Source organism: Streptomyces sp. CA189 (assembly GCF_056428985.1).
The window spans coordinates 1-22,060 of record NZ_JBWJVM010000007.1 but is presented as its reverse complement, the minus strand read 5'-3'; the positions used below and the strand labels follow the sequence as shown (position 1 = coordinate 22,060).

Sequence of the window (22,060 nt, the reverse complement as noted above, 5' to 3'; positions counted from 1 at the left end):
CCCGACCCGATGGAGGCCGCGACGGCCGCCACCCGGAGTCTCCAGGGGCTGTCCACCGAGCTCACGGCCCGGGTGCCGCAGTTGCTGGAGGCCATGCGGTCGGTCGGTACCGGCCTCGAACTGCACTCCACGCTGGACCGGATCTGCGAGACGGCCGCCGAGCTCGCGGACGCCCGCTACGCGGCCATCGGCGTGGTCGACACCGAGGGCCGGGGGCTCTCGGACTTCGTCACCTTCGGGATCAGCGACGCCCTGGCGAAGAAGATCGGGCACCGCCCGGACGGGAAGCGCGGCCTGCTCGGCGCGCTGATCTCGCACCCCGACACGGTGCAGCTCGCCGACCTGACCAAGGACCCGCGCTCGGCGGGCTTCCCCGCCCACCACCCGCCCATGAAGACCTTCCTCGGCGTTCCGATCCGGGTCCAAGGGGAGATCTTCGGCAACCTCTACCTGGCGGAGAAGAACGGCGGCGGCGCCTTCAACGACTACGACGTCCACATGGTCCGGGTACTGGCCACCGAGGCGGGCATCGCCATCGGCAACGCCCGGCTCTACGAGGCCGCCACCCAGCGCGAGCGCTGGATCGACGGCTCCGTCGCCGTCACCACGGCCCTGCTGTCGGGCGGGGACGCGGACGACGCGCTCGCGGTCGTCGCCGAACAGGCCCGCCGGCTCGCCGATTCGGCCGCCGGGATCGTGATGCTGCCTGCCGAGGAGGGCGGCATGGAGATCGTCGCCGTCTCCGCGGAGAACCCGGCGACCTCCCTCGGCGTCGTCATCCCGGCCGAGAGCCCGGTGGTGGCCAGGCTGCTGGAGGGCGAGCCCGTCTTCGTGGACGACGCGGCCTCGGACCCGCGCATGATCAGCCGCCTGACCAGCCAGTACGGGGCATGCATGATGCTGCCGCTGCAGAGCGGGGGCCGGGTGCTGGGTGCGCTCGTCACCCCGCGGGCGCGCGGAAAGCGGCCGTTCACCGAGGCGGAGCGGACCCTGGCCACGCAGTTCGCCTCGCAGGCGGCCCTGGCGCTGATGATGGCGGAGGCGCAGCGGGACCGGGAGCGCCTCGCGGTGTTCGAGGACCGCGACCGGATCGCCCGCGACCTGCACGACCTGGTCATCCAGCGGCTCTTCGCCACCGGGATGATGCTGGAGGGCGCCCAGCGCCGCTCCATCGTCCCCGAGGTCCGCGACGGCGTCGGCAAGGCCGTGGACGAGCTCGACGTGACGATCCAGGAGATCCGCACCGCGATCTTCGCGCTCCAGCAGGGACCGGCGGAGGCACCCTCGGGGCTGCGCACCCGGGTACTGCGGGAGATCAACATGGCTGCCGTACCGCTGGGCTTCAAGCCCGCGCACCGCTTCCTCGGACCGATCGACGCGGTCGTCGGGGAGCTCGTCGGGAAGAACCTCATCGCCGCCCTGCGCGAGGCCCTGTCGAACGCGTTCCGGCACTCGGAGGCGTCCCGGATCGAGGTGGTGCTCGACTCCACCGTCAGCCTGGCCGACGGGCGGCCCGGGGTCCGGCTGGAGGTGGCCGACGACGGGGTGGGCATCCCGGAGGGCGGGCGGCGCAGCGGGCTGCGGAACCTGCGCCGGCGGGCCGAATCGCTCGGCGGATCCAGCTCGTACGGCCCCGGCCTCGGCGAGGAGGGCGGCGGGACCACCCTGGTGTGGGAGGCCCCGCTGTGACTAGGCCTCGGTGCGGGCGGTCCGTTCGGCCAGGATGCGCTCGATGACCAGGGCGACGCCGTCCTCGTTGTTGGCGACCGTACGGCCCGACGCGGCCGCGATCACATCCGGATGGGCATTGCCCATCGCGTACGAGGTGCCGGCCCAGCCGAGCATCTCCACGTCGTTCGGCATGTCGCCGAAGGCGACCACCTCGGCCGGAGAGATGCCGCGCTCCTCGCAGCACAGCGCCAGGGTGCTCGCCTTGGACACCCCAGGTCCGCTGATCTCCAGGAGGGAGGTCGGGCTGGAACGGGTGATCGAGGCGTACGCTCCGGCGACGGAGCGGGCCAGGGCCAGGAACTCGTCCGGAGCCAGCTCGGCGTGGTGCGCGAGCACCTTGAGCACGGGCGCCGAATCGTCGTCCGTGGCCTCGTGGAGCAGTTCCTCGGCGGTGGCGACATTGGCGCCGGGGTCCTGGAAGAACGGCGGGTACAGCGGCTCGTAGTTGATGCCGGTGGTCAGCTCGACGGCGAAGGAGGTGCCGGGGGCGGCGGCCCGCAGAGCCTCCACCACCTTGAGTGCGGTGATCCGGGGCAGCGGCCTGACCTGGACGAACTCCCGGCCCGTGGGCCGCACATCGGCGGCGTTCCGGTCGGCGGCGTGCCGGTCGATGGCATGCAGGTCGACGACGGCGGCGCCGTTCGCACAGATGGCGAGGCCGTGGCCCTGGACGTGGTCGCTGACCACACCCATCCAACGGGCCGGGCGTCCGGTCACGAAGAACACCGCGATGCCGGCTTCCTCGGCGGCGGCGAGTGCGGCGACGGTGCGTTCCGAGACGGATTTGTCGTCGCGCAGCAGGGTGCCGTCGAGGTCGGTGGCGATGAGCCGGGTCGCGGGGGTTGGCCCGTCCGGGCGCTGGGGAGCCGAGGTCACGGCTCCATCTTCGCCCATGCCGCCCGTCGGCGATGTTTCACGTGAAACATCGCCACATGGTTGTCAGTGGGTGGTGGAAGGATCTCCTCGCCGGTTCCGCTGTTTTGGCGCTGCCGGCTCGGTGCCGGTTCCGACGACATCACACGGGGGCGACGTGCTCATCCCTTCAGCCCGCACGCCGGACTGCGACGCCTGTGGCGGCCCGCCGGCCAAGTGGATCGCGAGCCTGGCGATGGTCCTGTGCACGGTGTGCGAACGGGCGGGGACCCGCCATCCGGAGCGCGAACCGGTACTGGTGGGCGAGGTACTGGCCGGCGCGGCCGACGCCGCCCGCACCGCGGCTCCGGCCCGCCCCTACTCCGCCGTCCTGCTCGCCCTGTGGCGGAGCGGCGGAGCTGTGAGGGGTGGTAACGCCAGCGGTGCATGAGGCGCGGGGGGGGCATCGCTGCACGGGATGTGATGCGCGACACAAGCGCGCCGAGCGCCCACGTGAGAGCCGTGCGGGGCGGACGTAGGCTCGGGGCATGAGTCTGCGCCTGAGCACCGTGATCCTGTCCTGGCGGACCTTCCGGAACGGGCCGTGGTTCGGCGCGCTGCCGACGCTCACGGGCGCCGCGACAGCTACCGAGCGGCTGCGCCTCGGCACGCTCGTCACCTCAGTCAAGCCTTGTTCACCCATCACGGCCTGACCAGGGAAGATAAGCGGCGCAGCAACTTCTTCACGGCCACCTTCACTCTGCTTGTCGCGGTTGCCACCATTCCCCTCGCCGCGACTGCTTGACTACGCCATAGCAGGGTTTCACCCAGCAAGAGCCATGAGCTGATCAGCCCAGCTGGGCGAGCCCCTCGGTGGCGATGCGCTCGAAGACCTCCTGGTCTGCGGCGAAGTCGGACTCGGGGATCGGCCAGTGGATCACCAGCTCCGTGAAGCCGAGCTCCTGGTGGCGGCCCGCGAAGTCGACGAAGGCGTCCATGGACTCCAGCGGGCGCCCCCGGTCCGGGGTGAAGCCCGTGAGCAGGACCTTGTCCAGCTCCGCCATGTCCCGGCCGGTCTCCGCACACGCCTTGCCGAGCTTGGCGATCTGGCCCCGGAGTGCCTCCACCGAGTCCTCCGGCGTGCCCTCTTCGAAGATCTTCGGGTCACCCGTGGTCACCCACGCCTGTCCGTAGCGCGCGGCGAGCTTCAGGCCGCGCGGGCCGGTCGCGGCGACGGCGAAGGGCAGCCGGGGCTGCTGGACGCAGCCGGGGATGTTGCGGGCTTCCACGGCCGAGTAGAAGGTGCCCTCCTGCGATACGTCCGCCTCGGTGAGCAGCCGGTCGAGCAGTTGCAGGAACTCGCCGAAGCGGTCGGCCCGCTCCTTCGGGGTCCAGGCCTCCTGACCGAGTGCGGTGGCATCGAAGCCGTTGCCGCCGGCCCCGATGCCGAGGGTGATCCGGCCGCCCGAGATGTCGTCGAGGGACATCAGCTCCTTGGCCAGCGTCACTGGATGACGGAAATTCGGGGAGGTTACGAGGGTGCCCAAACGCAAGCGTTCCGTGGCCGTCGCGGCGGCAGTGAGTGTCGGCAGGGCGCCCAACCACGGGCCGTCACGGAAGGTCCGCCAGGACAGGTGGTCGTAGGTGTACGCCGCGTGGAAGCCCAGCTCTTCGGCCCGCTGCCAGCGGTCACGGCCGCCCTCGTGCCAGCGGTTGACGGGAAGGATCACGGTGCTCAGGCGCAAGGTCATACCCACGAGCCTACGACTGCAAGGAGGCATGGACTGTTCCGACCACCGCTCCTTACGTACGTATCGTCGGGCCCGTTCCAGTACGCGGTCGCGGAGGCACTGCGCCTACCGGGCGACTACTTCGCCGGCTACGCGAGAACCTGCGGGCCAAGCGCGGCATCCTCGCCGACGGGCTAACGGAGGCGGGCTTCGAGGTATTCCACCCACAAGGCACGTACTTCATCACCACCGACATCGCCCCCCTCGGCGAGAAGGACGGCTTGACCTTCTGCCGGAGCCTGCCGGAGCGGTGTGGCGTGGTCGCTGTCCCCAACGCGGTCTTCTACGACGACCCGGAGGCCGGCCGCAGCCAGGTCCGCTTCGCCTTCTGCAAGCGGGAGGACGTCCTGCGAGAGGCTGTTTCCCGTCTCCAGCGATGGTGAGCGCCCCCGCCGCTGCCCGCTGACCATCGCCCTGGCTACAGCTCAGAGCGAACGGTCCATCAATCCTCTGGCCAAAGGTGGAAGTTGATGCCTAGCGCAAGCTACGCTCACGCACTCATAACCCCATAAACGCAGGTGACCCCGGCGGTGGTTGCACACCCCGGGGCCCGTCACCGAAGAGGACATCTTCGATGCGCATCAATCGTAGCGCGCGCACGCGCTATTTCACTGTGCTGGGCAACGAGGTCCTACGGGACCGTCGTCTCAGCTTCACCGCCCGCGGCCTCCTCGCCTATCTGCTGTCCCTGCCGGACGGCGCCCGTGAGGACGTTCGCACCCTTGCCGACAAGAACCCCGGCCTTGGCCGCAGAGGCGTGTCCAAGGCCCTCGACGAGCTCGTCGAGGTCGGCTACTACGTCCGTCACACGGTCCGAGACCAGGACAGCGGCCAGGTCCGCACCGACACGTACGTCTTCGACACCCCGCAGGCCACCGGCACTGCCCCGCTTCCCGCACCGGCGGGAACCGGCGAAGCGGACGACGGGAAGGCGGGAACGTTCCCCAAGGGGAACAAGAACCTGGAAGAAGAACCCACCCACCCCGTCGCGGCGGCCACTGGCGCCGAGCCGCCCACGGGGCGGGCGGAGGGAGCAGCTCCAGACGAGACCACCCCTGCCCCCGCATCAGCGGCCACGGGGCCTGGAGCCGCGCTGCTGTCACGCCTGGGCAGCGTCGAGCCCAAGCTGGCTGTGAGCGCCGCAGATGCCCTCACCCTCGCGCCGCTGGCCGCACGGTGGCTGGACGCCGGGGTGTCCGAGCTGGCAGCCCGCTCGCTCCTCACCACCGGGCTGCCCCCAGTGGTCCACAGCGCACGGGCGCTCCTCGCGGACCGCCTCGTGCGCAAGCTGCCCACACCGCGCGCCCGGCAGGATGCCGCCACGCCGACGACGCCGCTGGCGGAGTGCGCCGAGTGCCGCGATCCCCTACCGCGTGACCAGCAGACCGGCATCTGCGCCATCTGCGCGGGCGCAGCGGCCCGCATCGACGAGGTCGCACCCGTCATGGAGACGGTGACCGACCGTGTGGCAGCTCTGCGGTCGGCACTGCGTGCTCGGCCAACGACCGCCACAGTCCGACCTTGACCTCTCGCCTGGCGTGGGCGTGGGCACTCCAGGTTAGGTAAGAGAACTCCCAGTCGAGCCTGAGCCACCGACCTTCGCATTACGAGGCCCCCACAAGATCATCCCGTCCGGACGCTCACGGCCCGCCGGAGCGGGGGCCGGCGCGGAGACGGGCGATGTCATAGCCACACGGTGCCCCGGCCCCGCAGCTCCCGCCACCGGACCCGGCCTGGACTCCCGCCCGCCGAGGAGGTGCCGGGGCCGTTGCCCAAACTAGCGACGGACGGTCAGATCGACCGTGATGCCGCCGCTGAACACCGAGTCGTGCAGCTCGATCCGGACGGGGGTCGCGGTCTTCGGGACGTCGAAGACGACGATGCCGTCGACCGTGTTGCCGGGGTTGATCTGGTTGAGGAACGACTCGCTCTTGTCGAGGTAGAGCGCCGCGCCGGTGTCCGCGCTGTATTCGCTGCCGTTGCGGTCGATGAGCTTCTGGTCGGAGCCGTCGAAGGTCCGGGCCCTGTCCCCGATGTTCCGCACGGTCATGTGGACGAGCAAGAACCGGCCCTGCGCGTCCCGCCCGTACTGACCCCCGATGTTGCCCACCCCGGGCTGGAGCCTGGTGACCGTGAACTCGAACTTCCCGTCCCGGGCCGGCTCGCCCAGTCCCGGCAGGCGCCCGGAATCGGATGCGGGTGCGGATGTGGGAGCGGGCGCGGATGTGGATGTGGTGTCCGTGACGGCCCTGCGCGGCGTGACCTCCGGCTGTCCGCCGATCAGCGTTCCGGCGATCCCGAGGGCGACGATCGCGGCGGTGACGGCGAGCAGCACGGTCAGCAGCGGATGCCGGGCGAACCAACTGCGACGGTCCGGCGGGCGGGATGGGGCCGGGCCCCACTGCGGCGGTGACTGAGGACACATGGCGGCCTCCGGGCTCGGCCCCCCCATTGTCCTGCGGATCACCCCGCACCGCACAACGTAAGGAGCCCCACCGCAAGCGGTGGGGCTCTTCAACGTATTGCCCGGTGAGAGCAATGGCGGAGGTTACGAGATTCGAACTCGTGAGGGGGGTTGCCCTCAACACGCTTTCCAAATGTTGTATGGCTGTCCGGCGGAGGTCGTACTCGTCCTGACCTGGGCCGGAACCTAACCCAGAGGGTTCGCCGGATGGCCCTGGACGGGTGCGAATGAGACCGGAACTGAGACCGGTGTCGGGTCCCTGAGCGAGCTCAGGGACCGGAGCCGTGTCGGACCACGACCTCAGCCGAGAAGCCAGCGTGCCGCAGCGACGCGCCAGCCTCGATAACACCCTCATGCTTCAAGTGGTCCTGGCCGAACCCGAGTGGTCCGACCTGCTGACCCGGGCGACCGGCGCGGCCTGACCCCGCGGTTCTGGGAACATGTACGGCCCTATGGCGAGGTGAAAATGGACATGGGCGCGCGGCTTCGGATCGGCGGCACCGACCTGGGCGGCCTCTGAAGCCACCCACCAGGTGGGGCAGGGGCGCCGACCTGCCCCACCTGACCGCGGAGCTACCCGAACCGCGATCCGCTGTACCGAGGGCTTCGAAGAGGCGATCAGGCCAGCTGGTAAACGGCCTGACCGGGATCCGGCCTCACGATCAGGCCGTCATCGGCGAGCGCGCGCAGGTGCCCGCGGGCTGCTTTGCCCGCGGCCTCGTCACTTGTCTGCTCGTACCCGGCGACACGCAGGGCCAGTACGGCGCGTTGCGTGTCCCAGATGCCGTCCAACGCCTGGATCACTGCGGCCAGCGCCTGCTTGGGTGGCAGCTTCTCAGTCATCTCATTCTCCTTTTCGGTATGCGCCACGGCGCGGTGTCTGCCGGGTTCTGCGACGAGCGTTCCCCAGTGTGAGCGGTTGCGGTGCAGGGAAGTAGAGTCGCGATTGATCATCATCTTCGATGGGGGATTCGGTGTTGGCGTGGCCTTCGGACCGATGACACTGCGGTTGGCTGTAGTGAGGTCAGCGGTCGCGGTTCCACCAGTCCACGGTTTCCATCGCCAGCACCTTCTTCTCCAGGGCTTTGGCTGTCTCGCGGTTGTCGGTGGTGGCCCAGCAGACATGGAGGTCCGCCCACGCCAGGGCGGCCTTGCCCCAGCCGGTTGCTCGCATCGGTTTGCCGGTCTCGACCTCCGCCAACCTCTCCCGCAGCCAGGCGGGATCCGCCAGGGCTCGGTCGAAGACCGCTTCGCCGAGTCCGGAGGCCAGCGCCTTGCCGCTGGTGTAGCGCTGCAACCGGCCGTTCAGCCCTTTGCCTTGGCGTTCCCCGGCCATGCCGACGTACACCACTGGGCCGCTCGTCCCCCGCCGGGCGAGGTAGACACCCGGGGACGTCGGTGCTTCGGCGGCAGCCAGCGGAACCCAGTCCGACCAACTGGCCACGGCCAGTACTTCCCGACTGATCATCAGATCCCCTCTCGAATGGCGCTGGCCTGAGTGTCGCCGATGGCTCTGACACCCCTCTCGCTGGGCCGAGAGGCCGCCCTGTTCTTGTGAAGTAGCGACGAACGGATACGTAGCGCTGGGTCGGGTCCAGAACTGGCGAGCCCCCAAGCCGCCACAGGATGATCTTGAAGCGCGGAGAGGTGCCGGACGCGGTGGGGGTTTCTCGGCTTCGCCCTATGAGGGGCGGGCGGCGTCGATAGCCTGCGAGTTATGAGTGAGCAGATGGGGCGCGGAGAGGACCCGGCCACGGTCGAGCAGGTCGCCGTAGCGATGGCCGCGTTGGGGTTTGGCTCCGGGGAGAACACGCCGAAGGAGCACGCGGAGGAGGCAGCCCGGCTCGGCGGTGAGGACGCTTACCGGGTGCGGATTGCAGGGTTGGTCGAGCAGTCTGCAGCGTCAGATGCTCCCGGTAGGGTCCCCGCGATGGTGTGAGCCGGTGTTGGAGGAAATATGGCGAGACGAATGCGGGACGAGGCGTTCCGGATAGAGCAGGAGCAGGGGCGCTACGCCCCCCACGTACGTCCGATCAATGAGATGGTCGACGCCTTGCGCGACCAGGACGGGCGTGGCTGGATGCCGCACGTCGCCCCCTGGCACGGGGGAGTGGAGGCCCGCGCCCTGTCGATCCTGCGGGACCCGGGCCCCAAGACACAGGAGGGTGTCGGCTCCGGATTTCTGTGCGTGGAGAACGACGATCCCACAGCGGAGCTTCAGGTCCAGCTCTTCGAGGGGGCGGGGATCGCGCCGCGAGACGTCACTCCCTGGAACGCCTACCCCTGGTACATCAACCGCTCGCCGAAGGCGGCCGAGCTTCAGGCCGGCGTCGAGGTCCTGAAGCAGCTGCTGGGGTTGATGCCGAAGACCGAGGTCGTCCTTCTCCAAGGCAGCGAAGCCCAGGACGCCTGGCGCCGCCTGCTCAAGACGCACCCCGGAGTTGTCCGTGAACGAAGTCTGAAGGTGGTCAGCACCTACCACCCGGGACGGCAAGCTCTCTTCGTGCGAGACCGGGATGAACGCGCCCGCCGCGCACAGCACAGAGTCGACTCCTGCCAGACCGTCGGTGACGTGCTCCGTGGGGTGGGCGGGCAGCTGTAGAGCTCGGCCGTGCTGGCGCGGACCAGGCCGTGGATCATCTGGCCGATGGGCGAGGGGTGGCGCCGGGGTAGGTGCCAAAGCCGCCATTAGTGGGGCCTTGGGGACCAGCGGAACAGCCAGTAGCGGGGAGATTGATCTTGAACGGTGAGAGGACCCTGGCAGCACCGCCGGGGCCCTCTTCAGCCCCGGGACATCGGGACAGCCGTTGGCACGCTTGCTCAGCGGCGGGGGCGAGCTGTGCTCCGAGATAGTGTGGGAATGCGATCAGGGCCCCGCCGCCAAGCTGAGAGTTCTGATGGGTTTCCCCGTGGAGGCTCGGCCTGTGTCATCAGGTCGAGCCTTCGGTCTACTCCTGCACCACTTCGCTGATCCGCCGGAGCTTGTCCTGCGCCGTCGAGGTGTTCTCCTCGGCTGCTCGGTGCTCTCGTGGCTGGGTGTCTTTGTAACCGCCTGGACGACCTTGCCGACCGGACCGCCGTTCACATAGAGGATCACTGAGCGTTTTCAGCTTCGCCACTCCAGGGTGACGCCGTGGCCCTCGCTTGAGTCCTGGAAGCTCCTCGGCTGGGCCCGCCGGGCACAGTGGGTTGTCTGTGAAAAGTCGCGGGCGGTCACTTCGCTGAGGGGCCGGTCCTGCGCTTCGGGGCGGAAGGTGATTGCGGGGAGGGATGGAACGCATGCTCGAAGTACCATCCCTGCAAGGTTCTCCGGCCGGTACTTCCCAACCTCCGCAGTGGCGTAGTCGGACGGAGACATCCCTGTAGAGAGGACAGAGGGCAGAGGGCGATGAGTGTGGCTGAGAGTTGGTCGCGTGCGATGAGTCTTCTTCGGGAGCACGCGCCGGCCGATCACGCAGATCTGCCGGGGCCCGCTACGGAGCAGATGCTCGCGGCAGCCGAGGAACGGATGGGGATCTCCCTGCATGGGGACCTGCGGACGTGGCTGTTGCAGAACAATCTGGATCTGCCAGAGGGAGACGTCGACGACGACGTGATGTGCTGCGGCTTCGACGGGTTCCCCGACGAGGGAAGCTTCTTTCTGGGCATCCGGGCGATGGAGAGGCTCTACGCGAATCACCCCTTGTCCGGTGGGAGCGAATGGCGCGAGGAGTGGATCCCGTTCCAGTCGGACCGGGACGGCTGGATGGGACAGTTCATCGACGCGAGGGACGGAGGTATCGGCAGATGGTTCGTGGGTGCGCCCACGGTCACCGGCGAGTACGCGTCACTGGCTCACTACTTCGACTCCGTGGCGGAGATGCTGACGAGGATCGGCGCGGGGGACTATCCGGTCTGTTCCGTTGCCGAAGGGCGACTTGTCTGGTCGTGAGACGGTTCCCAACTGGATGACGGCCATTGCCAATCCGTCCTCACCCTGGAACGGCAATGAGATGCATCAGCGTTGACGTTCCAGGGTGAGGACGGCTGCGGCGATGACGGTCATCCGGTTGGGGCTGCAGCGGGCCCGGCGCAGGATCTGCCAGGACTTGAGTCGCGCGATGCTTCGTTCGACCGGTGCTCGTGCCGCTGACAGGGCTCGGTTGATCGCCCGCTGGGTTGTGGTGAGGTCCTGGCCGGGAAGCCGTCTGATGGGCGTGGTCACCCAGGGGCCGGCCCCGATGTAGGCGCGGTCGGCGAGCACGGGAACGCCCTGGCGTTCGCAGATCCGGATGATGCGGTGGGGGCGGGCCGCGGTCAGGTCGTGGGTGCGGCCGGGCAGCGCGGGTGAGATCCACAGCAGGTTGCCGGTGGGATCGGCCACGACCTGCACGTTCACGCCGTGACGGCGGTGCTTCTGGGAGAAGTCGGCCCGGCTGTCGCCGACCCGGTCGCACTCGGCGAGCGTCCCGTCGAGCAGGACGTGATCAGGATCCGTCTCGCGCAGGACCCGCAGCAGACCGGGTGCCCGGCGGGACAGGTGATCGACGACGGCCGTGACGTAGGCGTGGGCGGTCCCGACGGATATGCCGAAGCCGGCGGCGATCTGCGCGAGCGTCTCGTGCCGGCGCAGGTAGACCAAGCCGACGAGGGCGCGCTGGTGGGGCGGGAGCTTGCAGCGTCGGTCACCCTCACGGGTGACGATGAGCATCGATACCCACTCGACCAGAGCATGAGGCAGGTCGAGTGCGGCAGGACGGGGGACCAACGAGGCTCCTGTGTTGATGAGTTGAGACGTCAAGCACTTCTCTCAACGGCACGGGAGCCTCGTGCGTTGCGGGACGCTGGCCCGTCACCCGATCAGTGGCCACTCTGAAAGAGCTCACTGAGCGCTCCTGGTAAGTCGGCAGCTCTGCCCGCCACGCCTCCGTCCGCTCCCTGGAGCGATATGCCCGCCCCGGAGTCGACGCGGTCGCCCGACACGTCGCCGAGTGCGATCCGGCCGCCCGCCGACGCCAGTGAGCGGGGGGCTGACAAGCATCCGCGTCGGAGCGTGAGATAACCGCTCTCCAGGCCATAGCTTCGGGGCCGCGCGCCCTTGGCATACTGCCGACGTTCACACGAATAGTCGGCAAGGGGTGGGGCGGATGTGGCACTGGGCGGGGTCCAGCGGGGCGTGGCGGTGGGCGGCCTTCGCGTTTGGCGTGCTCCTCGTGAGCGCCCTAGCAAGGGGTCGTGGCGACAACTTGCTAGGGAGCGCAGTCGCGGTGTTCGTGATCTATGTGGGAATTACGTACATGTCTCCGCGGTTCGTGTCCGAGTCGAGCTTCGGCATCTACGCGGCCTGCGCAGTGGCTGTCGTGGTTGCCGCCTTCATGGGGCGATGGCAACTTGCAGGGGCTCTCGCCGTGCAAGGAGTCGCGCACTATGGCTTGAGGCGGCTTGCCTTGAAGACATACGGATACAAGGCGGCCCGCGCAGCCCGTTGGAAGGCGCGGGGCCAGCTCGCCGACGCCCGCAGCGCGGTCGACGCCTGGGCGGCGGAGGCTGCACCGCTGGTCCCGCGCACGTATCCGAACGGTGAACCGTTTCCTGTGGGCGCGGTGCAGCAAGTACAGCGCGTGGCCACTCGCCTGTCTCTGACGAACCACCCTGATCTGAGCGAGCTTCTGATCTCGTGCATGATGCTCTTCCAGCGACTCGCAGCCCTTGCGAAGCCGGAGGGGGAGAACGGCTACACCGTGCACTTTGCTGAGGTCATGATCGCGACGCGGAACTCCCTTCTGCAGGAGGGACTCACCAGCGAGGCTGAGACGCTGAGGGAGGTGTACTTCGCGATCATTGAGTACCACCGGCAGGCGGGGAACATACCCACCCAGGATCGCGAGGACGCGTAGACCTCGACCTGGCATGACCTGTGAGACGCCTACCGTGTCTTGTTGATCCGAGAGCCAAGGGCCCATCCGGATCACGTCGGGCGTGCATGCGCCACCGGTTCGGCGAAGTTCCACCCGGTCGTGTGGATGCGGGCGCACGTTCGGGCACGGCGGTTCTGCTGCCACTGACACTTCGGTTCATGGGGAGGGTGTCCGCGGAGAAGCGCCGGGCGGTCGTCGGAACGACTATCGCGGCTGCCTGAGGACGAGGTGTTGACCGCCGCGCACGTGCGTACGGTCGCGGAGGGTCTGGGCGTCGCGGAGCGGACGGTGCGCTGGCTGGCGCCGCCGAAGCCGGCCGCGCCCGCCACTCGCCCGCCGTACGAGTTGAGCGAGCCCGACCGGGAGGCGCTCGCCTTCTACCGGGGCAACGTCGCCGCGGTGGTCCGCGCCCGGCGCGCGGTGACGGACGGGGACGGCATGACAGCCGGGGCGCCCGTGCCCGACTTCCTAGCCGAGGGGTGGGCCCGTGCCCGGACAGTCCCGGAGCCCACCCTGTACCGGGCGTTCAACACGGAGCTGACCCCGGCAGAGCGTGCGGCGTGGAAGACCGGCGAGGCCGGGCCCCGCGCGGGGTCGGTCTACCTGCGCCGCCCGGACGCGCTGCGCGGCCGGTGCTGGCAGATGAACCACAAGCAGCTCCCGATCCTGGTCGTGCCGCCGAAGGGCAAGGCGCTCGCGCCGTGGCTGACCACGGTCGTCGACGACGGCACCCGGGCCTTGCTCGGCTGGGCCATCGCCGTCACCCCGACCTCCGGCACGGTCCTCACCGCGATGCGCATGGCGCTCACCTACGAGCCGGACCGTTCGCCGTTCGGTGCGGTGCGGTGCCCGAGCTCGTACGCATCGAGCGGGTGCGGCCACGCGGCTACTCACCAGGTAGTGGCTTCTCCCCGTTGCCTCGATGTGCTCCGCTGAACCGGACCAGCGGTGACGGGGAGGACTGGCTCACGCTGGGGAGCGGCAGATCGGCGAGCGCGAGGCCTTCTCGAACGCCCTGTGTATCCGGGCGCGCGGTAGCGTTTCTTGCGAGACCAATCGCGGAGGGGACGGTCACTGGATGCCGCACAGCACTGACACCACCTATGGGCGTGAACAGCTCGGCCTGATCCTCGACTTCGCCGGAGTACTCACTGCCAGCCCTCTCGCTGTCCACCGTGCGTGGTGCGTGTCCGAAGGGCTGGCTCCGGAGGCGTGGCGCAGCACCCTCAACGACCACCCGGAGGGCCGGCGTCTATACGCGGCCCTGGAGGTCGGGGAGATAGGGCAGGCGGAGTGGAGCGAGGGAACTGCCCCCCTGCTGGGTGCGCACGTGGACCCGGTGAACCTGATGGGCCGGGCGTGGGCCGGGGTGCCTGCGGCTCGACGGATGGCTGCCCTTGCCCGTGCGGCACGGGCGGCTGGTCATCGGGTCGCCCTGCTGTCGAACAGCTTCGGCCTTGACCCGTTCAACCCCTACGAGCACGTGGGAATCTGGGACCTGTTCGATGTGCACGTCGTCTCCGAGCTGGTCGGCATGGCCAAGCCCGATCCGGCGATCTACCGGCTGACCCTGGACCGCATCGGCCTACCCGCCGAGCGGTGCGTGTTCGTGGACGATCACGCCGTGAACCTTCCGCCGGCCGCAGAGCTGGGGATCACCACCGTCCACGCCACCGATGAGGACGAGGCCGTTGCGGAGCTTGAGGCCCTTCTGGGGGTCAGCGCGGTTCTTGCCGCGTGACCCCAACTTCCGGCTGATCAAGGGCTGTCGGCCCCACCACTCCTGCCAGTACCGTCCGTATGAGGCCAATCACACGGAGGTGCTGGAACATGCAGTGGTCGGAGTACACCACCTCTGAGCGGTTGAAGACGCTGCGTGGCGGGATGACCCAAGAGCAGTTAGCGGAAGCCGCCGCCGTGTCCGTGGGCGTGGTCCGCAAGCTGGAACGTGGCGGTACCGCGTCGCTCCCGTCGCTGCTGTCCATAGCCGACGCCCTCGGCACGGACATCGCCGTACTCCTCGGCCAGCAGGCACCCCGCCGGTCCATGGACCGCGACGAGCGGGCCGCGCTTCGGATGGTGTCCGCGGCCACCCATGACGCCGCCATCGGCATCCCCGCCGACGTCGAGCCGGGCACCGTTGAGGAGCTGCGCGCTGCCGTTCGCCGGGCGGACGAGGCCTACTGGGCAGGCCGGTACACCGAGCTCGGGACGCTCCTGGGCCAACTCCTCCCCGAGGCAAAGGCCCGGTTCGATGCAGCCGACCACGCTGAGCGGGAGGCCGCCGCCGGTGTCCTGATCGACACCTTCCAGACAGCAGGCATGGCCGCCAACGTGCTGGGCTCACGCGATCTGGCCTACGCGGCGCTGACGTACGGCCGCCAGATCGCGGTGCAGACCGGGGACGACCTCCGGGACGCCCACCTGGCCGCCACGACCGCGTGGGTCAACCTGCGCGACGGCCGCACCACGCAGGGGTTCGCCCTTGCCGCAGCGCAGGCCGACCGGATCGAGCCCAAGATGAGCGAGCACGACCCCGACCGGCTGAGCGTGTACGGGCAGCTCGTCACGAATGCTGCCGTGGCCGCATCCCGGGGCGGTGCGAGCGCGGACAGCGCCCGCGAGTACCTCTCCCAGGCCCACGCCGTGGCCGCCCGCATCGGGGATGAGCACGCCCGCGGCGACCACGCCCAGCCGTACGGGCCCATGTACGCCGCCACACAGGCAATGAGCATCGCCGTGGCCCTTGGCGACACCTCCGGGGCGCTGCGCCTCATGGACACCGTCCGCTTGGACGACACCGTCCCATTGGCCACCCGCGCCCGCTATGGCTTGGATGTTGCCCTCACCCACGTGGAGTGCCGTCGCTGGGAGGCCGCGGCCGACACCCTCGAAGCCGTCTGCACGATGGCTCCCGGCTGGGTGCGCCACCAGATGCTCCCCGGCGTCATCATCGGCCGGCTCGCCGGAGTCTCCGTCGGTCGCCTCCGCGGTCTCGCCAGCGTCGCCGGGGTCCCCCTCGGGGTGCGCTGACCCGCGGCCCGACTACCACGCCCCGTAGCAGTCGGCAGGCCGTAACCTGCCGGACTACTACGGGGCGTTGCACATGCTGGACCGCCGGGTCCTACGCTGCCACGCTCCGTTGCACCCGAACCCGGTACGGACTGTGGTCGCTGCCACGGGCCGTGTCTGGGCCCGCGTACCTCTACACAGCAGCCTTATGGGCATGCCGAACAACCCGATCGGCGGCCTCGGGCACGTACCCGTCGCCGTCTACGCCTGCGCTTCCACCGCCGTCGCGGTCCGAGACGGTGAGAGACGCTGCCGCCACTACGCCAGCGCCCGGCACTGGCATGTTGCCGGTGCGTGGTCCGATCCCGACCCGGCGGTGCCGCTCGCGGAGCGCCCCGGCTGGCAGGCCATAGCGTCCGCCCTGTCCACCGGAATCATCCGGGGAATCATCGTTGGCGCCTTCTCCCACGTCGCCTCCGACGCGGCCCAGTTCGCCGGCCTCGGAGTCCTCATCCGAGACCGGGGCGGGTTCCTCGTGCACGCCGCTGACACCGTGCCCCGCCGCACCCTCGGCCAGCTGCAGAGGCGCCGCGATGTCGCCGACGCCTCCTCGGGGTGGTCCCCGTGGGAAGACACGCCCCAGGCAGACACCCCATGAACACCGGGCGCCTCTGGTCGACCGCGGCCGACAACGTCGAGCCCGCCCGATGAAGCAGCAATTAGCGGTCCTGGCCTACGTCATCGCCGTCACCGCCGTGGTCCTTGCCCTGGCCATCGCCGGAACCCCGGACTACTGAGACATCGGAGGAGCGACATGACCCGCACTGCGAACCGTGGCTTCAACCACCGGCAGGCGATGAGCGAAGAGTGGTTCCGTACCCGGGTTCTTCCCCGTGTATCCGGCCTTCGGTTTCTCCCCTACCAGGTGCGGCAGATGAGCCGCGAGCACCTTCCCGCGATGTTGCGCGACGGGGGCCGGAAGAGCATGGTCCGTATCGCCGGGGATCTGGTGTTGGTCTCCGCGCGGTGGCGCTGCCTGCCGTTCCACTACTTCCGCTACGGCGGGTACCGGCGCGAGGTTTCTTCCGAGCGGGCGTGTGCGTACCTGCCGGAGACCGCCTTGTTCCACCGCCTCCTTCCCCGCGTGAATCGGGACACCATCGACTTGGACGACAAGGTGGTCTGCAAGAAGATCCTTGCCTCCGCCGGCATCCCGCAGCCCCCACTGATCGCGAGCGGTAACGGCTGTGCAGGCGTCACCTCCGATGGTGATGAGGTTTCGCTGGAGGCCGTCCTCGATCACGCTTCCGGCTCTGGGCGCGTGGTGGTCAAGCCCTCCCGCTACTCCAGCGGCGGCTCCGGAGTCGTGATCGTGCGGCCCGGCGAGGGCGGCTTCGATCTCGTGGCCTACGCGGAGCGGTGGGGCACCTGGCTGGTCGAGTACCACGTACCGCAGCACCACGACCTGGACGTGCTTAACCCGTACGCGCTCAACACCTTCCGGGTCATCACCCTGCTGACGAACGGCACCGCCGAGGTGCTCTACATGATGCTGAAGCTTGGCGGCGTCGACAGCACGACGGACAACTCTGCCGATGGCGGCTTGCAGATCCGGGTGCACCCCGACGGGGCACTGGACCGCCACGGCTACGACCGGTACCTCAACGCCCAGACGCGCCACCAGGTCAGCACCGTGCCGTTCGCCGGCCACAAGATCGCCCACATCGGCGAGGTCCGCGAGCTGGCCGCCCGCTGCGCCCGCCTGTTCCCGCAGGTCCCCTTCATCGGCTGGGACATCGCAGTCACTCCGGGGGGACCTGTGGTCATCGAGGGGAACAGCAGCCCTTCGCTCGCACACATCCAGCGCACCCATGGAGGTGTCGCTCCGGATCTCGTCCCGGCGCTCCGCGCCGTGATGGATCGCCCGATCATCTGACAAGGGAGTTCTCGTGGAAGACCTGAAAATGCAGGCCCGCGCCGCAGCCGCCGGCCTCCTCGACACTCTCCAGTCGATGCCCGAGGTCCAGGCGCTCTACGTCCTTTCCTCCTCGGCCGTCGCACCCAACAACGTGACACGGTTCAGCACCGACTCCGACTTCGACCTCGCCATCGTCCTCGACGTCCCGCTCAAGGAGGACGAGTGGAGGCCCTCCCCGGCGGACACGTACGCCCTGGTCCGCGAACGGCTCCCCGCCTGGGTTCCCGAGTTCAGCTTCTACCTGCCGGTTCCCTGGGGGCGCATGGAGGTCAACATCCACCAGCTCCTGTTCCAGTACGAGGCCGACCCGCGCACGACGTGGAACAGCGACAAGTGCGACGCCTACGCGAACAAGGGCGAACCGCTGCTCGACCGCGAGAACGCCTTCGAGGCGCTGATCCTCCGCAAGACGAAAGAGCAGCTCTGGCGGCTGGAGGGCGAGACCCGCCGGCTCCACAACCGGATCACCTGGGACGTCCGCGAGATCCCCCTGCGCATGGCGCGTCGCGTCGGGACACCCACCGGCCACTTCGTCCTGTCGGGCGCCTTGGACGAGATCGTGGACTGGCTGTACGCCCGCTCGGGCCGGCTGCTGCCGAACATGAAGTGGAAGCTGCACTCCCTCGGCGCCCTGGGCCTGATCAGCACCGAGCAGGAAAACCTGCTGATCGAGGCCCAGCAGTGCGACCCCCTGTCGATGGTCGACCTGGAGCGCCGGTGCGAGGCCCTGGAGGCGTTCTGCCGCTCGGCCGGAATGGACCTGAGCACCCGGGCCATCGAGACCGTGCGCAAGGCGTACCAGCGGGCCAACCACCACATTCTCGGGGAACACGCATCCGTCTTCGCTGACCGTCCCTTCCCCCGATTCGTCTCCTGAGGTGAGTACGACGATTCCAATTAGACGCTGTTGTCAGCACGTCAGTACGCTGCGTGATCCGCTCACCCAGGAGGAACGATGGCGATCAAGGTCCACAACACACTGACCGGACGGACGGAGGATTTCCGCCCCGAGCGGGAGACCGAGGTGCGGATGTTCGTGTGCGGACCTACCGTCTACGGCCCCAGCCACGTCGGCCACGCGAAGACGTACACGCAGTTCGACTTCATCGCCGCGTACCTGGAAGCGAGCGGCTACAAGGTCACATACCTCCAGAACATCACCGACGTGGACGACAAGATCATCCGGCGTTCCCGGGAGGAGAACGTGCCTCCGGAGGACATCGCCGCCCTGTTCGAGAAGCAGTACCTGGAGGACATGGCCGCGCTGGGGAACACCCGCGTCGACGTCCACGCACGTGCCCACGATCACATCGACGCGATCGTGGACCAGGTCAAGAGGCTCATCGCCCGCGGCCACGCCTACCAGCTCGATGACGGCTGGTACTTCGACCTCGCCTCGTTCCCCGGATACGGCAAGCTCTCTGGCCGCACCGACCTGCGCCCCGAGGACTCGGTCTCGCGGATTGACGACCACTCCAAGAAGCGCAGCCCAGGTGACTTCGCTCTGTGGAAGGGACGCAAGGACGGCGAACCGTTCTGGGAGACCGAACTGGGGCCGGGCCGACCGGGCTGGCACATCGAGGACACCGCGATCACGGAGACCTTCTTCGGCCCCTCGTACGATCTGCACGGCGGCGCCGTCGACCTCATCTTCCCCCACCACGAAGCCGAGGTGGCCCAGATGGAGGCCGCCTCCGGGATCGAGCCCCTGGCGCGCTACTGGATGCACACCGGTCTCCTGCGCGTCGACGGCGACAAGATGTCGAAGAGCACCGGGAACTTCCTCACCATCCGCGACGCGCTCGCCCGCACGGACTCCCGCACCCTGCGGTACGCGTTCCTCTCCCAGCACTACCGCTCCTCCATGGAGTTGAACGACTCCACGCTGGAGCAGGCCAGGGCGGCACGCCGCCGGATCGAGAACTTCGCCCGGACCATCGACCCCGCGCACACGGACAGCCCGGCGAACACCTCACGGGCGACCGACACCTGGAAGGAGATGCGCGAGCACCTGGACGACGACTTCGACACCCCAGGCGCCCTGGCCGTCCTCTTCCAGTTCATCCGCGAGCAGAACCGCACGCAGGAACCGTCCGGGCCGGCCTCCCTGCGGCTGATCCAGGACGTCAACAACCTCTTCGGGACCTTCGACATTGCCGACGCCGACCAGGGCGACACCGCTGTCGATGACCTCGTCAAGGAACGCGACCGGCTCCGCGCGGCGAGGAACTTCGCCGAGGCCGACGCGATCCGCGACCAGCTCGTCAAGCAGGGCATCACCCTCGAAGACTCGCCCGAAGGCACCCGCTGGTGGAAGGAAAAGACCCAATGACCTGGAAGACCCGGTTACCCCTCCTCGCAGAGAGCGTCATCCCCCTCAGCCTCTGCGGCGCCCTGATGGACCACGTGAAGAGCGAGACCGCCCGGCCGCGCACCTTCCAGGGCGTCGTCGACGAGACGCTGCGCAAGAGCGAGTACGTGGAGATCCCGCGGGCGCTGGAGGAAGCGGTCATCTCCCACTGCGTCCCCTACATCCGCGACCACTTCCAGGCCGTTCCGAAGCGGATACCCACCCAGCCGGCGGTCGTCTACCGCTACGGTCCTGGCGTCGGGTTCGTGGCGCACCACGACGAGGTCACCGACGTCGAGCGCGAGCGGGCCCGGACCAACGGACAGCCCGTCGTCGGCGGCGACCTCACCCTGCTCGTCTGGCTCAACACGCCGGACTCCTACTCCGGCGGCGAGCTGTTCTTCGAGAACCCGGCCCAGGAGATCAAGCCTCCCTGCGGCACCCTGGTCGCCTTCCCGGCCACCCGCGACCACATCCACGGCGTACGGCCGATCACGCGGGGAGAGCGCATCACCCTCGTCATCCGCACCGATGCCGAGAGCCTTGAGGGCCGCCGTACCGCGGCGATCACCGTCGAGGGAGTTCCGGCTCACCGCTGACTCGCTAGCAGCGATTTTTCGGGCAGGGCAAGCGGACCCCGGTGGGAAATGACCCGGCAAGGACAGTGCAACAGCCTCGGGGCCAACGCGTTTCTGCGTTGGCCCCGAGGCTGCTAGCGGGGTTAGGCGGCCCTGGTGGTCAGGTCTGTGCCGAGTGCGTGTGCTTCTGGAGTGAGGCTGATGGCGCGGTGTGCTGAGCGTGTACGGCCTCGACTGGTAGGCGCGCGTGTTGAGGTGTCGCGTATTCCTGATGGTGGGCGGTATCGGCGTCACCGTGCGTGGTCGCCGTGGCATATCGGCTCCAGGTGCCGCCGCGGGGGCGCGGACGATCGCCAGGACGCAGAGGCCGGCACCCCAATCCCAGCAACGCCGGCCCGCAGCTTGGGACACAATGTCCCGAGTCCAACTAACCAGGAGGAGAGCCGACATGACCGTTACACAGGCCGATATCAATGCCCTCACCGCCGCCCACCCGCAGCTGAGCGAGAACGGATACGGTCCCAGCGCCTTCGCCCCGGCGCCTGTCCGTCTCGACGAGGTTCAGGCCGCCTACGCCTGGATCGCTGAGCAGACATGGCTGAAGGCGCCGGGGAAGAGCTCCTCGTACGGCCTCAAGCATGTGATGGAGGACGCGACCGGCACGTACGTCACGAACGGGGCGTTCATCGCGGCGGCACTCCTGCATGCCCCGGCTGGCCTGAAGGTCGAGCTGGACGACCTGAACCCGGCGATCGGGATCAAGACGCAGGGGTAACCCGGCGGCGCCGTCAGACCCGCCGCGTCACCGCCCTCACATCAGCTGCAATGGGCGCCGGTGGACTGGTAGGCCCACATGTTGAGGTGTCGTGTATTCCTCGGTGAAGCCAGTCGTGGTGTCACCGTGTGTGGTCGCCGAAGGTGCCATCATCTGCTGGCCAAGACCCCGGTCGTCCGTTGCCTGTGCGCCGTTCCGTACCATCCGCTGGTGATATCCCGTCCTTTCTCCACGCCGCGTCGCCAAGGCACAGCCGTGCTCACAGTGATGGCCGCCGCCATCGTGTTCGGGTCGTGGGCGCTGTGGCCGGTCTACGACTCGTCGTGCGTCGTCTACTCCGGGGCCTACGTCCCCATGAATGCGCCGAAGGCCGAAACCGACTCCGCCGTGCAGCGGCGCTACGACAAGGCCCTCGCCGACGGCGCGTGCGGTCCCAAGCGGGCGCGCTTCCATAACTGGACTCGGTGAGGTCGGTCCTGGCGTCATGTCAACGGCCACTCAGTTCTGGCTCTGTCGCGAGTTCCGTGAAACTCGAGATGTTGATCTCTGTAGGTCGTGATCATGCCGGGTGTCCGTCGCTGATCTTCTCGCCGTTTTGTTCCCGCACTTCGCCCGTCTGCACATCGAGTTTGT

Annotated in this window: 23 protein-coding genes and 2 pseudogenes; 19 read left to right on the top strand and 6 right to left on the bottom strand. The window is 68.8% G+C overall.

Translation table 11 applies throughout. The annotated features are described in order from the left end of the window. Nucleotides 1-9: 9 nt before the first annotated feature. Entirely contained in the window at nucleotides 10-1,689 is a 1,680-nt protein-coding gene (locus tag AC061S_RS07930) for a sensor histidine kinase (protein ID WP_478685278.1), read from the top strand. Here AC061S_RS07930 and AC061S_RS07925 read toward each other — a convergent pair whose 3' ends face one another. Then, nucleotides 1,690-2,625: an HAD hydrolase family protein gene (locus tag AC061S_RS07925; RefSeq protein ID WP_478685136.1), complete on the bottom strand. Its 936-nt coding sequence runs from the start codon at nucleotides 2,623-2,625 to the stop codon at nucleotides 1,690-1,692. A 136-nt stretch (nucleotides 2,626-2,761) separates the two neighbouring features. Between AC061S_RS07925 and AC061S_RS07920 the strand changes: the two genes are divergently transcribed. Together AC061S_RS07920 and AC061S_RS07915 are read left to right on the top strand one after the other, a co-directional pair. Continuing rightward, nucleotides 2,762-3,034 carry a hypothetical protein gene (locus AC061S_RS07920; protein ID WP_478685135.1) on the top strand — a complete coding sequence of 91 codons (273 nt, stop codon included), beginning with the start codon at nucleotides 2,762-2,764 and terminating at the stop codon, nucleotides 3,032-3,034. Between the two features lie 124 nt (nucleotides 3,035-3,158). Continuing rightward, nucleotides 3,159-3,290 (top strand): annotated as a pseudogene (locus AC061S_RS07915) (LLM class flavin-dependent oxidoreductase); the annotation flags it as partial. A 141-nt stretch (nucleotides 3,291-3,431) separates the two neighbouring features. Here the strand turns inward: AC061S_RS07915 and AC061S_RS07910 are convergent. Next, nucleotides 3,432-4,334, bottom strand: a complete 903-nt coding sequence (locus tag AC061S_RS07910) for an LLM class flavin-dependent oxidoreductase (RefSeq protein ID WP_478685134.1) — start codon at nucleotides 4,332-4,334, stop codon at nucleotides 3,432-3,434. A 51-nt stretch (nucleotides 4,335-4,385) separates the two neighbouring features. Between AC061S_RS07910 and AC061S_RS07905 the strand changes: the two are divergent. Beyond that, nucleotides 4,386-4,756: pseudogene (locus AC061S_RS07905) on the top strand (aminotransferase class I/II-fold pyridoxal phosphate-dependent enzyme); the annotation flags it as partial. Nucleotides 4,757-4,947: 191 nt separating this feature from the next. Beyond that, nucleotides 4,948-5,898: a hypothetical protein gene (locus tag AC061S_RS07900; RefSeq protein ID WP_478685133.1), complete on the top strand. Its 951-nt coding sequence runs from the start codon at nucleotides 4,948-4,950 to the stop codon at nucleotides 5,896-5,898. A 252-nt stretch (nucleotides 5,899-6,150) separates the two neighbouring features. Here AC061S_RS07900 and AC061S_RS07895 read toward each other — a convergent pair whose 3' ends face one another. The 3 genes from AC061S_RS07895 to AC061S_RS07885 form a co-directional block, all read right to left on the bottom strand. After that, nucleotides 6,151-6,798 (bottom strand): DUF4352 domain-containing protein, encoded by a 648-nt coding sequence (locus AC061S_RS07895; protein ID WP_478685132.1) that lies wholly within the window; start codon nucleotides 6,796-6,798, stop codon nucleotides 6,151-6,153. 657 nt (nucleotides 6,799-7,455) lie between these two features. Beyond that, nucleotides 7,456-7,680, bottom strand: coding sequence for a hypothetical protein (locus tag AC061S_RS07890; RefSeq protein WP_243341543.1), 225 nt, complete (start codon nucleotides 7,678-7,680; stop codon nucleotides 7,456-7,458). A 181-nt stretch (nucleotides 7,681-7,861) separates the two neighbouring features. Next, nucleotides 7,862-8,305, bottom strand: coding sequence for a hypothetical protein (locus tag AC061S_RS07885; protein WP_478685131.1), 444 nt, complete (start codon nucleotides 8,303-8,305; stop codon nucleotides 7,862-7,864). Nucleotides 8,306-8,554: 249 nt separating this feature from the next. Here AC061S_RS07885 and AC061S_RS07880 point away from each other — a divergent pair, with 249 nt between their 5' ends. The 3 genes from AC061S_RS07880 to AC061S_RS07870 all read left to right on the top strand — a co-directional run bounded on the left by AC061S_RS07880 (nucleotide 8,555) and on the right by AC061S_RS07870 (nucleotide 10,768). Beyond that, the gene (locus AC061S_RS07880) at nucleotides 8,555-8,776 is read left to right on the top strand and encodes a DUF6245 family protein (RefSeq protein WP_478685130.1); all 222 of its coding nucleotides are present in this window, start codon (nucleotides 8,555-8,557) and stop codon (nucleotides 8,774-8,776) included. Between the two features lie 18 nt (nucleotides 8,777-8,794). After that, a complete protein-coding gene (locus AC061S_RS07875; protein WP_478685129.1) occupies nucleotides 8,795-9,439 on the top strand; it encodes a uracil-DNA glycosylase in 645 nt (214 codons plus the stop codon). 786 nt (nucleotides 9,440-10,225) lie between these two features. Beyond that, a complete protein-coding gene (locus tag AC061S_RS07870) occupies nucleotides 10,226-10,768 on the top strand; it encodes an SMI1/KNR4 family protein (RefSeq protein WP_478685128.1) in 543 nt (180 codons plus the stop codon). Nucleotides 10,769-10,834: 66 nt separating this feature from the next. On the opposite strand, the gene AC061S_RS07865 is transcribed toward AC061S_RS07870, so the two are convergent. Next, nucleotides 10,835-11,584: a transposase gene (locus AC061S_RS07865; protein WP_478685127.1), complete on the bottom strand. Its 750-nt coding sequence runs from the start codon at nucleotides 11,582-11,584 to the stop codon at nucleotides 10,835-10,837. A 499-nt stretch (nucleotides 11,585-12,083) separates the two neighbouring features. Here AC061S_RS07865 and AC061S_RS07860 point away from each other — a divergent pair, with 499 nt between their 5' ends. From AC061S_RS07860 to AC061S_RS07810, 11 genes are all read left to right on the top strand, one after another. Then, the gene (locus AC061S_RS07860) at nucleotides 12,084-12,713 is read left to right on the top strand and encodes a hypothetical protein (RefSeq protein ID WP_478685126.1); all 630 of its coding nucleotides are present in this window, start codon (nucleotides 12,084-12,086) and stop codon (nucleotides 12,711-12,713) included. 252 nt (nucleotides 12,714-12,965) lie between these two features. After that, nucleotides 12,966-13,670 (top strand): hypothetical protein, encoded by a 705-nt coding sequence (locus AC061S_RS07855; RefSeq protein WP_478685125.1) that lies wholly within the window; start codon nucleotides 12,966-12,968, stop codon nucleotides 13,668-13,670. Nucleotides 13,671-13,812: 142 nt separating this feature from the next. Beyond that, nucleotides 13,813-14,475, top strand: coding sequence for an HAD-IA family hydrolase (locus AC061S_RS07850; protein ID WP_478685124.1), 663 nt, complete (start codon nucleotides 13,813-13,815; stop codon nucleotides 14,473-14,475). A gap of 89 nt (nucleotides 14,476-14,564) precedes the next feature. After that, nucleotides 14,565-15,767, top strand: a complete 1,203-nt coding sequence (locus AC061S_RS07845) for a helix-turn-helix domain-containing protein (RefSeq protein ID WP_478685123.1) — start codon at nucleotides 14,565-14,567, stop codon at nucleotides 15,765-15,767. A 193-nt stretch (nucleotides 15,768-15,960) separates the two neighbouring features. After that, nucleotides 15,961-16,404: a recombinase family protein gene (locus tag AC061S_RS07840; RefSeq protein WP_478685122.1), complete on the top strand. Its 444-nt coding sequence runs from the start codon at nucleotides 15,961-15,963 to the stop codon at nucleotides 16,402-16,404. A 276-nt stretch (nucleotides 16,405-16,680) separates the two neighbouring features. Then, the gene (locus AC061S_RS07835; protein WP_478685121.1) at nucleotides 16,681-17,682 is read left to right on the top strand and encodes a sugar-transfer associated ATP-grasp domain-containing protein; all 1,002 of its coding nucleotides are present in this window, start codon (nucleotides 16,681-16,683) and stop codon (nucleotides 17,680-17,682) included. 13 nt (nucleotides 17,683-17,695) lie between these two features. After that, nucleotides 17,696-18,601: a hypothetical protein gene (locus tag AC061S_RS07830; RefSeq protein WP_478685120.1), complete on the top strand. Its 906-nt coding sequence runs from the start codon at nucleotides 17,696-17,698 to the stop codon at nucleotides 18,599-18,601. A 78-nt stretch (nucleotides 18,602-18,679) separates the two neighbouring features. Then, nucleotides 18,680-20,056 carry a cysteine--tRNA ligase gene (gene cysS / locus AC061S_RS07825; RefSeq protein ID WP_478685119.1) on the top strand — a complete coding sequence of 459 codons (1,377 nt, stop codon included), beginning with the start codon at nucleotides 18,680-18,682 and terminating at the stop codon, nucleotides 20,054-20,056. Beyond that, entirely contained in the window at nucleotides 20,053-20,673 is a 621-nt protein-coding gene (locus AC061S_RS07820; RefSeq protein WP_478685118.1) for a 2OG-Fe(II) oxygenase, read from the top strand. The genes cysS and AC061S_RS07820 overlap by 4 nt, the downstream gene beginning before the upstream one ends. Nucleotides 20,674-21,100: 427 nt before the next feature. Beyond that, complete coding sequence (locus AC061S_RS07815; RefSeq protein ID WP_478685117.1) at nucleotides 21,101-21,427, top strand: hypothetical protein; 327 nt, start codon at nucleotides 21,101-21,103, stop codon at nucleotides 21,425-21,427. Between the two features lie 255 nt (nucleotides 21,428-21,682). After that, a complete protein-coding gene (locus AC061S_RS07810; RefSeq protein ID WP_478685116.1) occupies nucleotides 21,683-21,895 on the top strand; it encodes a hypothetical protein in 213 nt (70 codons plus the stop codon). Nucleotides 21,896-22,060 lie beyond the last annotated feature (165 nt).